Source organism: Seonamhaeicola sediminis, from assembly GCF_004358095.2.
In the GTDB taxonomy this organism is placed as follows: Bacteria; Bacteroidota; Bacteroidia; order Flavobacteriales; family Flavobacteriaceae; genus Seonamhaeicola; species Seonamhaeicola sediminis.
The window spans coordinates 72,291-85,300 of sequence record NZ_SMZJ02000007.1 but is presented as its reverse complement, the minus strand read 5'-3'; the positions used below and the strand labels follow the sequence as shown (position 1 = coordinate 85,300).

The 13,010-nt window shown below is 31.6% G+C and carries 14 protein-coding genes; 6 read left to right on the top strand and 8 right to left on the bottom strand.

From position 1 onward, the window contains the following. The first annotated feature begins 48 nt into the window (after positions 1–48). Together E1J38_RS12110 and E1J38_RS12105 are read left to right on the top strand one after the other, a co-directional pair. Positions 49–1,191: a hypothetical protein gene (locus E1J38_RS12110; RefSeq protein ID WP_133357115.1), complete on the top strand. Its 1,143-nt coding sequence runs from the start codon at positions 49–51 to the stop codon at positions 1,189–1,191. Positions 1,192–1,213: 22 nt separating this feature from the next. After that, positions 1,214–1,777 carry an SCO family protein gene (locus E1J38_RS12105; protein ID WP_133357114.1) on the top strand — a complete coding sequence of 188 codons (564 nt, stop codon included), beginning with the start codon at positions 1,214–1,216 and terminating at the stop codon, positions 1,775–1,777. Here E1J38_RS12105 and E1J38_RS12100 read toward each other — a convergent pair. Genes E1J38_RS12100 through E1J38_RS12085 form a run of 4 tightly spaced genes read right to left on the bottom strand, consistent with a single transcriptional unit; the run spans position 1,769 to position 6,952 of the window. Beyond that, a complete protein-coding gene (locus tag E1J38_RS12100; protein WP_133357113.1) occupies positions 1,769–2,722 on the bottom strand; it encodes an AAA family ATPase in 954 nt (317 codons plus the stop codon). The two genes, E1J38_RS12105 and E1J38_RS12100, sit on opposite strands and share 9 nt — an antisense overlap. Positions 2,723–2,725: 3 nt before the next feature. Then, entirely contained in the window at positions 2,726–4,183 is a 1,458-nt protein-coding gene (locus E1J38_RS12095; RefSeq protein WP_133357112.1) for a peptidylprolyl isomerase, read from the bottom strand. Then, entirely contained in the window at positions 4,146–4,997 is an 852-nt protein-coding gene (locus tag E1J38_RS12090) for a peptidyl-prolyl cis-trans isomerase (RefSeq protein ID WP_133357111.1), read from the bottom strand. The genes E1J38_RS12095 and E1J38_RS12090 overlap by 38 nt, the downstream gene beginning before the upstream one ends. 2 nt (positions 4,998–4,999) lie before the next feature. Then, a complete protein-coding gene (locus tag E1J38_RS12085; protein ID WP_133357110.1) occupies positions 5,000–6,952 on the bottom strand; it encodes a peptidylprolyl isomerase in 1,953 nt (650 codons plus the stop codon). 264 nt (positions 6,953–7,216) lie between these two features. Here E1J38_RS12085 and E1J38_RS12080 point away from each other — a divergent pair, with 264 nt between their 5' ends. Beyond that, a complete protein-coding gene (locus E1J38_RS12080) occupies positions 7,217–7,612 on the top strand; it encodes a DUF2721 domain-containing protein (protein WP_133357109.1) in 396 nt (131 codons plus the stop codon). Between the two features lie 58 nt (positions 7,613–7,670). After that, positions 7,671–8,153 (top strand): CIA30 family protein, encoded by a 483-nt coding sequence (locus tag E1J38_RS12075; RefSeq protein WP_133357150.1) that lies wholly within the window; start codon positions 7,671–7,673, stop codon positions 8,151–8,153. Between the two features lie 66 nt (positions 8,154–8,219). On the opposite strand, the gene E1J38_RS12070 is transcribed toward E1J38_RS12075, so the two are convergent. After that, a complete protein-coding gene (locus tag E1J38_RS12070; protein ID WP_133357108.1) occupies positions 8,220–9,455 on the bottom strand; it encodes an ABC transporter permease in 1,236 nt (411 codons plus the stop codon). Positions 9,456–9,463: 8 nt separating this feature from the next. Here E1J38_RS12070 and E1J38_RS12065 point away from each other — a divergent pair, with 8 nt between their 5' ends. Further along, complete coding sequence (locus tag E1J38_RS12065) at positions 9,464–10,735, top strand: exo-beta-N-acetylmuramidase NamZ family protein (RefSeq protein ID WP_133357107.1); 1,272 nt, start codon at positions 9,464–9,466, stop codon at positions 10,733–10,735. Here E1J38_RS12065 and E1J38_RS12060 read toward each other — a convergent pair. The 3 genes from E1J38_RS12060 to E1J38_RS12050 form a co-directional block, all read right to left on the bottom strand. Next, positions 10,732–10,986, bottom strand: coding sequence for a glycerophosphodiester phosphodiesterase (locus E1J38_RS12060; protein WP_133357106.1), 255 nt, complete (start codon positions 10,984–10,986; stop codon positions 10,732–10,734). The two genes, E1J38_RS12065 and E1J38_RS12060, sit on opposite strands and share 4 nt — an antisense overlap. 26 nt (positions 10,987–11,012) lie before the next feature. Beyond that, positions 11,013–11,555: a glycerophosphodiester phosphodiesterase family protein gene (locus E1J38_RS12055; RefSeq protein ID WP_133357105.1), complete on the bottom strand. Its 543-nt coding sequence runs from the start codon at positions 11,553–11,555 to the stop codon at positions 11,013–11,015. A gap of 189 nt (positions 11,556–11,744) precedes the next feature. Next, entirely contained in the window at positions 11,745–12,236 is a 492-nt protein-coding gene (locus E1J38_RS12050) for a YkgJ family cysteine cluster protein (protein WP_133357104.1), read from the bottom strand. Positions 12,237–12,312: 76 nt separating this feature from the next. On the opposite strand from E1J38_RS12050, the gene E1J38_RS12045 reads away from it, so the two are divergent. Continuing rightward, the gene (locus E1J38_RS12045) at positions 12,313–13,008 is read left to right on the top strand and encodes a class I SAM-dependent methyltransferase (protein ID WP_133357103.1); all 696 of its coding nucleotides are present in this window, start codon (positions 12,313–12,315) and stop codon (positions 13,006–13,008) included. Positions 13,009–13,010: the final 2 nt, after the last annotated feature.

The following is a 13,010-nucleotide window of genomic DNA, read 5'->3' as shown; positions in this document are numbered from 1 at the left end:
GCAGTAAAATATTAGTACATTTGGATAGACGGAATTTTAATTTTGCAGATGAAAAAAACTTATAAAATATTCCTGATAATATTGTTAATCTTTTCTATTGTTGGTCTAATATACTACTTTAATTTATCTAACAGACACAAAGCTATAGTTAAAACCAGAACCTTACATTTTCTTAAATTAATTGATAGCGATTGGAATAAAACAAATGAGGACAATAAATTAGGGTTTGAATCTCCTTCCCTACTTATTGATGGCATTTATAAATCTATGGAAGGTCCAAAAGCTATGCAATACTTTAATATAGAACCTAATAACGATTCCTTATTTTGGATGACAGGTTTTAAAGTTAAAGCGAAACATACTAAAAGTGACACCCCCATCTCTAACGATTTTATTTGCCATATGAATATTAACTATATTGACCAAGAGCACCATGGACGTTGGAATTTATTAAACCGAATCAACAGTCAATACCCCAGATTAATATCATTATCCCATGGTATAGAATCCATAAATTTCCCAAATGGTTATGGGTTTCCTTTTTGGGGCAATGAAACATTTTTTATGGTTACGCAATCATTAAATCACAATATTAAGGATAGTGTTTTTCAAATAAAACATGATATCTCAATAAACTACTCTAAAAGTGATAATATTAAACCATTAATGCCCAAAACTATCTACATGATGCTTCCCTTTGACATTAATAATCGTGATGCTTCTTATAATGAAAGCAATGCTAATTCCTGTATTCCAGTTGAAACAAAAAACCATGTCTATACAAACGAAGATGGTCAATATTTTTCAGGGCATTGGAAAATTTTTCCAGGCACAAAAACTTTTAAAAGTAATGTTACAACTCAGTTGGCAATTAAAGACACGGTTAGTTTACATCATATTACTCCTCACTTACACCCTTTTGCTAAAGAGTTTGTTTTAAGAGATATCACAACTAACAATATAATTTATAAATGCAAAGTAAAAAACCATACTAACAGAATTGGATTGACTAGTACCCCTAGCTTTTCAAGTAAAGAAGGTGTTTTAATGTATCCTGAACACGAATATCAAATAGAGTTGATTACCAATAACACTTCCAATAAGACACAGGATATGATGGCAAGTATGTTTTTATTTTTTTACGATTCTGAAATGGACACGAAAATTAAATCATATTACAGTGCCAATTAAAAAGTTAAGATTATTATTTTTTATGACTTTGCTAACTTCATGTTTTCATGAGGACAAATTACCTGTTCTAAGTAGGTTTATTAATGAAGAAGGTCGTCAAGTCATTTATAAAATAGACCATTTAAATTTTACTGATCAAAACAACCAAACGTTCAATGAAACCCACGTAGATAACAGCGTTTATATTGCCAATTTTTTCTTTACTCGATGTCCAAGCATTTGTCCTAAAATGAAATCGGGATTAATTAATATTGCTAAAGATTTTGAGAAAGATCATGATTTTAAAATTGTATCGATAAGTATTGACCCTAAATACGATACTGTAGAAATTTTAAACAAATATGGTAGAACCACGGGTATTGATAGTAGAAAATGGGTTTTTGTAACTGGTAATGAAAACAACCTCTCAAACGCTGCCAATTTATTTAGAACAAGCTTTTCAGAAAAAGAAAATACCATAGATTTTTATCATTCTTCTTTTGTAGCTTTAGTTGATAAACAAAAACACATAAGAGGCTTTTATGATTTACTAGAACCTACATCTGTAAATCAGCTTAAAAGAGATATTAGAATTCTACTAAAATAAGCTACTAATTATTTGATTCTCCGTTATACCTTCAGCTTCCGCTTTATAGTTTTTAATAATTCTATGACGTAGAATACTATTTGCTACAGCTTGAACATCTTCAATATCTGGTGAAAACTTTCCGTTTATTACTGCGTGTGCTTTAGCTGCTAAAATAAGATTCTGTGATGCTCTAGGTCCTGCTCCCCAATCTATATATTGTTTTACTAAATCTACAGCAGCATCACTATCAGGTCTAGTTTTACCAACCATTGACACAGCATACTCTATAACATTATCTGCCACTGGAATACGACGAATTACATGCTGAAAACTCAATATTTCTTCAGCAGTGAATAACGGTTTAACCTCTATAATTTCATCATTTGTAGTGGCCTTTACCACTTCTACTTCTTCATCAAAAGAAGGATAGTTTAAATTAATAGCAAACATAAAACGATCTAACTGTGCTTCAGGTAATGGATAGGTACCTTCTTGCTCGATAGGGTTTTGTGTGGCTAACACAAAATATGGTAAGCTCAATTTATAATGGTGACCAGCTACGGTAACCGCTCTTTCTTGCATAGCCTCTAATAAAGCTGCTTGAGTTTTTGGCGGTGTTCTATTTATTTCATCTGCTAAAATAATGTTAGCAAAAATAGGACCTTTAACAAATTTAAAATGCCTGTCTTCATCTAAAATTTCACTTCCTAAAATATCACTTGGCATTAAGTCTGGTGTAAACTGAATACGCTTAAAATCTAATCCTAAAGCCTTTGCAATAGTATTAACCATTAAAGTTTTTGCTAATCCTGGAACTCCAATTAATAATGAGTGTCCTCCTGAAAATATAGAAATTAAAATTTGATTTACAACTTCATCCTGTCCAACAATTACTTTAGCTATCTCTTGTTTTAACTCTTGATATTTTTTTACAAACCGTTCTACGGTAGCAACGTCAGACATAATTTATTTTTTTAGCCAATTACCAGAAAATTTACAATCTCTATAAGATCCACTAATTTTTATGTAGGTATCCAATATTTTTTCATCTTGCCACTTTTCAATTGCCTTTAACTGTTTTTCCTTTAATGCCAATTCTTTAATTTTCAAAAAGTCTCTTGCATAATCAGCCGTGTGTTCATCTACTCTATCAGAAACCATCAAAATTTTAAACTTAACATCACCACGATTATCTTCATCTTTCATCACTAAACTAACCTCATTTTCTTTTAAATTTTGAATTTGAGCATATAGTTCGGTATCCATCCTAGTTAATTCAAAATTATAATCTTGTGTTTCAGGGTTAATTAACTGACCACCATCATTTTTAGTTTCCTTTTCATCACTTGCCTCTTTTGCTGCGTCAGCAAACGAAATATCACCATCTATAATACGTCTTCTAATATTTTCGAGTCTTTGCTTAGCTTCTTCAACAGCGTCATAAGATACTTTAGGTTTTAAAAGAATATGGCTTACATCATACCTTTGACCTCTTATTTTTTGACAATAAACAATATGATATCCAAAATCAGTTTTAAATGGCTCTGAAACCTCACCTTCCTTTAATGCAAAGGCTGCCTGCCTAAATTCTTTTACCATTCTAGGTTTATTTCTGTCTAGAGTGTAAACATAGCCAGCCTGTTTTAAACCTGGGTCCTCACCGTATAATACAGCTTTTGATCTAAAACTAGCACCTCTAAGCTCTACGTCTTCTTTGAAACCATTAAGTCTATCAATAATTCTTTGTTCTTCTTCTTCAGAAACTTTGGGTTCTGCTACAATTTGAGCAACTTTTAATTCTGTACCAAATCGTGGTCTTTTATCAACAGGAATAGCATTAAAAAATTCTCTGACCTCCTCTGGTGTAATTTCTACTTCTTCAACAATTTTACTACGCATTTTAGCCGCCAACTGATTGTTCTTATTAATTTCGAACATCTCCTCTCTAAAGCTTGCTTCATCGTCTTTCTTATAGTATTCCAAAAGTCTTTCCATAGAACCATTAAAGTATTGTAAAAACTGTTGAACTTGATAATCTACCTGACTACGAATCTCAGCATCAGACACCAGAATACTATCTTGAACAGCGTGGTGCGCATACAACTTATTTTCTAGCAAAGATCCCATCAATTGACAATCTGTCACACCATCTAAATTCCCCCCTGCTGCAAGAATTTGTTCACGCTCTTTTGGAATATCTGACTCTAAAACAATGTACTCTCCAACCACAGCAGCAACACCATCTACTTTAAGAGCATTGAAAGACGAAAACACACTATCTCTTTTTTGTGAAGGTTTTTCTTTAGGCTTATCTTCTATTATTTCTTGAGCAGTAATTGCACCAAAAAAGAATACAGTAAAAAGTAAAATAATTGTTGCTTTTTGATTATTTATATATCTCAAATTGTTTGTTTTTAATAGCATCTTTTGTAATGTCCTTTTCTAATTGCCTAATAAGTTCCAGTTTCCTTTTATTGATAACTATTTGATTTATAGTAGGCTTAATATATTCTAATGGAGCTGCATCATTTCTTAACAACACATCATTAATTTGCATCAAATATACTCCTAATGAATCTTTGAGTTGTATAAAATTAGATTTTTTTAACAGTTCAGATTTCTCTTCAGGGGTTATTACTGGAATTTTTTCAATTACTTGACTCAGTTTTATCCAAATAGAATCATTTAATGAGTAAGATTTAAACTGAAGTGATATAGAATCTAATTCCTTTTTATCATGATTTTCGAAACGCTTGAACTTTTTCTTTATGATGTCATAATCAATGATATTTTCATCAACATGAATGTATCTAAACTTAATGAGTTCTTCGTTTAGTTTAAATGCTTCTTTGTTATTCTCATAATATTTTAGAGCTTCATCATTAGTAACTACAGTATCAATATTTTTTTTTACTAATGCTTCCATATAAGCTTTAGTGTATAAATCATTTTTATATTGGTCAACTAATTTATTAAAAAACTGTTGTTTTGATTCACTTAAGTTTAAGAGAGCACCATCCATCAATAATTGTTGTGTTGCCCATTTATTTATATAATTTTGAACTATAAATACACTATCTGAAGTGCTTGTTCCTTCTGGAACTAAATTCTTAATATCGTCATAGAACAAATAAGATTCATTTACCCTAGCAATAGCAGATAGTTCTTCTTGAGTTTTAAAAAAGCTACATGACTGTATCAATATTAAAACAAATAATAAAACAAATTTATTTTGCACACCTATTGGTTTTTAATATCTGCTTTTACTCTTTTCAAGGCTTCTTGATTAATTATAACCTCATATTTATCTTTCAAATTTTCTACCCAACTTTCTTCTTTATAAGTTTGATAATCACTTATTACTTTGCCCTTTGATTCTTCAAAACTTTGCTCAGTTGAAGGCAATACCTCTTTAATTTGAACTAATACAAAACTTTCATTGTGTTTGTATATTTTTGAAATGCCTTCTGTGAAAGGCAGCGATTTGGGTATTGATTGATTTCCCGCTTCAATAATGCCTGTAGTAAAAATCACCTCTATTTTATCATTTCCATTAATTAGGGTTTTTATTTTATCTAATTCCATACCTTTCTCTAGTAGTTTAGCCACTTTTTTAAGCGTTTTTTGCTTTGAAGAAGAGGCTATAACTGCATCTATACGCTCCGGCAATACATAATTATTTTTATTGGCATTGTAGAATTTTTCTATTTCAACAGAATCAGTTTTAGCGGCATTCCAAATAGTAGCTTCCATTAAATCAAATAACAACAAGCCGTCTCTATACTCTGATAAGATATGTGCATATTCTTTATTTTCGTGTTCTAGATTTTCTTCTTTATACTGCACCAAACTTTCATTTAAAAATGTATCGTATTTATTTTTAACTAAAGTATCAAATGGTACTCTAAGCAACCTTCCTTTCTGACCATTTAATAAATACGCTCCAAAATCTTTAAAGTAAAACTGCTTTTTTCCTATTTTAAACAAAGGCTCGTCTGCTTTGAAGTTATCAGGCAATTTCCAAGTTCGTTTAAAATAGTCTTCTGTAATGATAGATATAAAATAATCTAAGCCTGATTCATTAGCATTAATGTCATACTGTTTTTTTAGTGAATTATATAACGCTTCATCTATTAGTTTGGATCTATCATCTCTCTTTACTTTTACTTCCAACTCGGGTCTTATGTCTTCAAATAATGGTATTGGTTTTTTTTCAATTAGCTTTACTATATGCCACCCATAAGCAGTTTTAAAAGGCTTTGAAATATCATTTTTATTAACTAATGAAAAAGCGACTTCCTCAAACTCTGGCGCACTTAATTGTCCACTAGAAAATGGCGCAAGTGTTCCGCCTTTGGATGCTGAACTTTTATCGTCTGAAAATTGTTTTGCCAAGGCTTCAAAATCTTCTCCTTGTTGTAATTTTTGATAGATTTCCTGAATTCTAACTTCGGGCTTGATAATTGTATCTCCTTTTTTATCAACTACCATGATGTGGGCCACAGTACATTCACCTCTAGCTTTTCTTTTATCTAACACATTCACAATATGATATCCAAATCTAGTTCTAAATGGTTGAGATATTTCTCCTACTGGAGTATTAAAGGCAGCTGTTTCAAATTTGTAAACCATTCTAAACCCAGAAAAATATCCTAACTCTTCTCCAAAAATAGTTTGCCCATTGTGTACTTCTTTTCTAACTTTTTCAAAACCTTCATTCAAGGTTCTATTACGTAATTTGGTAATTTCATTGTAGGCCCTTAGGGTGTCCTCAGGATTGGCATTTTCAGCTAACTTAACCAAAATATGATTTGCTTTTATATCAAAAGAAATTCTCTCATAGGCTTCTTCTACCAATGCGTCTGTAACTTTTGTGTTCGAGATAAAGCTTTGAGCTAACTGCTTTTTATAAGTAGATAATTCTCTTTTATAAGAGGGTTTATTTTGTAGCCCTTGAGCCTTAGCTTCCTTTAATTTCAATTTATAGCTGGTAAATAGTTTTAGATATTCATCAACATTTTTTTGAGATTCATCCTGAACTAAATCAAGGTTTTTGTTGTAAACCCTTATAAATTCAGAAACATAAATTGGCTCATTATCTACCAAAAAAAGTACATCTTCCTGATTAACTTGAGCATAATTAGCTGCCGTTAATAAAACAGATATTAACGCAAAAAAGTATCTTAATTTCATGAAGTAAATTTTATTCAGATGGATACAAAAATAGTAATATAAACCTATAATACAAGTTGTTTTAACAACGTTTGAGATATACAAATATTTCATGTTATATTAAACAACTGTATCACAAATTAGGTCTTCATATTCACTTCTTAGAGTAAAGAAATGTTAACACAAATTATTATAGCTAACTTTAAGAAGTATTTAATTAAGATCAACTTTCAATCTTTCTATTTCTTAACCTAAACTTTGTAATTTTGCTGCAAAGCCTTTTTTATGGAAACACTTACACTCACTACACCTGCCCTACTATTTTCTGCCATCTCTTTAATTATGTTGGCCTACACCAACAGGTTTTTAGTGTACGCTGCTACTATTAGAAGTTTACATGCCAAGTATGTTAAAAATAAAGACAACGTACTTATGGCACAAATTCAAAATATTAAAAAGCGCTTATATTTAACTAGATCCATGCAAATTTTAGGCATCAGCAGCCTTTTATTATGTGTTTTAACCATGTTTTTAATTTATATAGAACAGCACACTATTGCAGTTTGGGTATTTGGTTTAGCTTTAATTTTGTTAATCTTATCATTAGCGTTTTTAATTTGGGAAATTCAAATTTCCGTAAAAGCATTAGAGCATCATATAAGTGATATTGAAGGCCATTAGAGCTCTAAAAATGAAAAACTCTCTATTTTTTATTATTTTAATTATCACACAAAACCAAATGACAATATTTGATTTTACTGAAAAAAGTGATTGCACCAAGTGGCGCATTGTTGATGATGTAGTTATGGGAGGTAACTCCAATGGGAACTTTAGTTTAAACAATGCTGGCAATGGTTTGTTTACTGGTTATGTTTCACTTGAAAATAATGGCGGGTTCTCAATGGTACAGTATCTCTTTAACGTAAAAGATATTTCTGGTTTTTCAAAAGTATGTATAAAACTTAAAGGAGACAGAAAAACCTATCAGTTTCGGGTAAAGTCAAGTAATGATGAGTATCACTCATACGTAGTTCATTTTGAAACTTCAGGTGATTGGGAAACCATTGAAATTCCTTTCAATACCATGTATCCTTCTTTTAGAGGACGTAAACTAAATGCCCCAAACTTCCCAGGTAAACAGCTTGAAATGATTGCCTTTTTAATTGGTAATAAAAGAGCTGAAGATTTTAAATTAGAAATTGACTCCATAATTTTGAAGTAGATTTTGTAATTGTATTAACATTTACATGTTATTAAACCTTTGTAAATAAATCAGCCCTAAAACATATCAATCAAACCTAATCGCTTTTACTGGTGATATTTTTGTAATAATGTAAGAAGGTACTAAAAGCATTAATAAACACATCATCAAAGTACCAATATTTAATGCTAAAATGTAAAAAGCACTAATATAAACAGGTGCTTGTGTTACATAATACACACTAGGATCCAAAGGAAAAAGTTTAAAATATTTTTGCGCAAACAGTAATGCTAATCCTAACAAATTACCCCAAAACAAACCTAAAAGAATTAAATAGGCTGCATTATAAATAAATAGTTTACGTATGCTCCAATTACTACTGCCCAGTGCTTTTAAAATACCAATCATTTGAGTACGCTCTAATATTAAGACCAAAAGCGCTGTAATCATATTGATACCAGCAACCAAAATCATAATACCAATAATACCATAAATATTAGTATCAAAAATCTTTATCCATTCAAAAATAGAACTATATTTATCTGTGATGGTCTGTGTATTGAGTACTGACGGTGTATTATCATAAATCTCAAAACCTTTTTGTTCAAGTTCATCATAATTGCTTATAAATACTTCAAAATTTCCTATTAGGTCTTTTTCCCAATTATTAATGCGTTGTATGTGCCTAATATCACCTATAATATAGTTAGCATCAAAATCTTGAAATCCAGAATTGTAAATACCAACAATAGTATACGTAATAATGTTAGGTAATTTTTCTGGGTCGTCCTTTGGAAAGACCATTTGAAAGGTTTCATTCAATTTTAGCTCTAATCGGTTGGCTAAATATTGTGATATTAAAACATCTTCATTTCTTTTTTGCGTATAATCGGGTAATCGTCCTTCTATTAAAAACTCATTAAAATATTTCCAGTTATAGTCTGCGCCTACACCTTTTAAATAAGCCGCCTCAAAATCTTTATCGGTTCTAATAACACCGTACTTTGAAGCTACAGCTTGAATATGCTCAACGCCTTCAACCGATTTAAACTCTGGATAAAATTCCTGATTAATAGAAATGGGTGTGATACTTTCTTCTGAGTTATTACTATCATAATTTGTAATAAGCACATGCCCATTAAAAGCAACTACTTTATCTCTAATTTTCTGTTGCAGCCCAATACCTGTAGCAATAGCAATCATCATTACTATAATACCAATAGCAATTGCGGCAATACCAATTTTTATTATTGGTGCCGAAACACTACTTTTATACGACTTACTACTAACAATGCGTTTAGCTATAAAATACTCGTAATTCAAATCTATTTATGCGATTTAGTTGTTTCAAAAATACTGTTTTATTCCCGATAATTCTCGGGATTGTTTTAGTACTTATTTCTTGTGCTTTTAAAGTAAAGAAAGGTGATGTGAATAATGGTAAAACCCAGAAACATACTTCCACTTCGCTCATTACAGAAGTTCAGAGTGACACAAGCGTTGTTGTTGGAGCGAATCAAACTGAAAATTATTTACCGTTGTTAAAAGGAAAACGCGTTGGTATTGTTGCAAATCAGACAAGTGTTGTTTTTAAAGAAGGTAACTCCTATACACATATAGTAGATACTCTATTGTCTCAAAATGTTGATATCAAAAAAGTATTTTCGCCTGAACATGGCTTTAGAGGAAACGCAGATGCTGGCGAACTAGTTAAAGATGGTGTTGATACTAAAACACAATTGCCCATTTTATCCCTTCATGGAAAACACAGAAAACCAACTCTAGAAACACTAAAGGATTTAGATATTGTTGTTTTTGATATACAAGATGTGGGCGTTCGCTTTTACACTTATATTTCAACACTTCATAACGTTATGGAAGCCTGCGCCGAAGCTAATATTCCTATGCTTATTTTAGATAGACCAAACCCCAATGGGCATTACATAGACGGACCAACTTTAAAAATTGAAAACCAGAGTTTTCTTGGTATGCATCCTATTCCATTGGTGCATGGCATGACCGTTGGCGAGTATGCTAAAATGATTAATGGCGAAAAATGGTTAGCTAATGGATTACAATGTAAAATTACAGTAGTACCCGTTAAAAACTACACCCATAAAACTCCTTATAGTCTACCCATAAGACCCTCACCTAATTTACCTAATGATAAATCTATTGCATTGTATCCAAGTCTTGGCTTGTTTGAAGGCACCAATATCAATGCGGGTCGTGGCACAGAATTTCAATTTCAACGTTATGGAGCACCTTTTCTAAATCCTAAAACCATGACATTTAGCTATACTCCTCAAGCCAACTTTGGAGCCAAGTACCCAAAACATAGAGGAGAATTATGTTATGGTGAAGATTTAAGTAATGTTGAAATAAATGATGAAATGACACTAAAGTGGATTATTAAAGCCTATGAAAATTCAACTGATAAGTCTAAGTTCTTTTTAACAGAGGGATTTACAAAACATGCAGGAACAGCAAAACTGCAAAAACAAATTGAATCTGGAATGTCTGAAGCTAACATTAAAGCAACATGGCAAAAAGATTTAGATACTTTTAAGAAAATAAGGGAAAAATATTTGATTTATGATTAATTCAAAAGTTCAATTAATCTATCTGGGTAATCGGTAATAATACCGTCAACACCAAAATCTATCATTTGCTGTAAATCTTCAACTTCGTTGACTGTCCACGGAATAATCTTAAAGTTTTCTGCTTGAAAATTTTTAACAGTTTTGGCATCTAACAATTTAAAATACGGACTGATAATCTCAGGGACATACGACATTTTAGTCATTTTCCCCAAAACAGCTTCGCCTGCATCAACCAGCAATGCTACTTTCATTTTTGGTGATTGTCGTTTAATTTCTTCTAAAACACGCAAATAAAACTTTGTAGATTAGTTTGATTAAACACAGCATTTTCTTCAATAACTTTTAAAACCAAGGCTACAAATTCTTTTGGTTCAGGTGTATATTTATTATCCCATTTAGGACGCGCTTTTAATTCGATATTGAATTTAATAATGGGGTTTCTAAACATGGCTTTTTTAAGAACATCTCCCAGTGCTGGTTTATGAGTTTTAAAGTTTTTTTGTTCGGGTAACCTTGGATGTTTTTTAGAACCGCAATCAAACAATTGTAGACTATCAAACGTCATTTTATAGAGATTGTACTGTTTATCCATAATCTCTCTAATCTGGTTGCCTTCAAGATTTAAACAATAGGTTTTGCTCATAAATGGCTCGTGGGAAACAACAACTATTTTATCCTTAGAAATTACAACATCCATTTCTAGAGTATGTACACCAAGGTCTATAGCTTTTTCAAAAGCCTCAATAGTATTTTCGGGCATAAGACCTCTGCACCCCCGATGACCTTGAACATTAATCTCTTTGTTTAAATTCGTACCCATTTAAAAAAACACATTTGGAATGGAATGTCTCCTTTTGTTGTATCTAAATTTAAATAAATGAATAGTACCTTCAATAATCCAAAAAATGGTAAGGCTCCCAATAATAAGCCTTGATTTGTGGGGAGGTGAAATGATTTCGAAATAATTCAGAATTGCTTCCAAACAAAATAAATTATGTACTAAATATAATTATTTAATTCGTTTTTTCATTTCTTCTACAATGTTAAAAGCTGCAGGACAAATAGCTACGTTCTTTAGGGTAAGATTTGAAATTTGTTGAAACTTTTTCCTATCGGTATGCGGAAACTCTCTACATGCCTTGGGGCGTACCTGATAAATAGAACAGTAATTATCGGCTCCTAAAAACGTACATGGCACGCGTTGCAATACAAAATCGTTTTCTTCATCAATTCTTAAATAGTGCTCAATGAACTGTTGAGATTTTATTCTAAAAAACTTCGATATACGCTCTATATCTTTATTAGTAAATAGTGGCCCTGTGGTTTTACAGCAATTGGCACATTCTAAACAGTCGGTTCTTTCAAACTCATTTTCATGCAATTCTTGCATGACATAATCCAAGTTTTTTGGTGGTTTCTTTTTAAGCTTCTGAAAGAACTTTTTATTCTCGTTATGTTTATCTTTGGCTTGCTTTGGAAGATTGTTTATAATGTCTTGCATGGCGTAAAAGTACAAATTAAGATGAGATGCTGAAACAATCCCGTCCCCGATAGCTATCGGGACAGAATGAAAAAACATGAAAGACATTTTTGGCAAAGCGTTACTAGATTATCAAAACGGAAATTATTCCGAAGACATCATTACAGCTACCAGTATCTCTGATGATGATATCTTACCGCTCCCCTATTTATTTAGGAGTTTTTCTGATATGCCAAAACTAGAACAAAAAGCATTGCAACTGGCCAAAGGTGACACTTTAGATGTTGGATGCGGCTCTGGAAGCCATAGTTTGTATTTACAGAAAAAAGGCTTAAATATTAAAGCCATTGACATATCTAAAGGTGCCATTGAAGTTGCTAAACAACGTGGCGTTAAAAATGCTAATGTTTTGGATATACTAGACGAAACCGAAACATTTAACACTATTTTGTTGCTCATGAATGGTACCGGCATCTTCCAAAAATTAAATCTGGTTGCTAAGTATTTAAAACAATTGAAAAGTCTGTTGAAACCAAATGGACAGATTTTAATCGATTCTTCTGATATTAAATATATGTACGAAGACGAAGATGGTGGTTTTTGGTTTGATGCCAACAATACCTACTATGGCGAACTAGATTATTTTATTAGCTACAAAGGAGAAAAAGAAGTCCCAATGAAATGGCTGTACTTAGATTTTAACACGTTAAAACTAGCCTGTGAAACAGTTGGTTTACAGTGCGAATTAGTTTTGGAGGGCGAGCATTTTGATTATTTGGCGAGGTTATATTAATT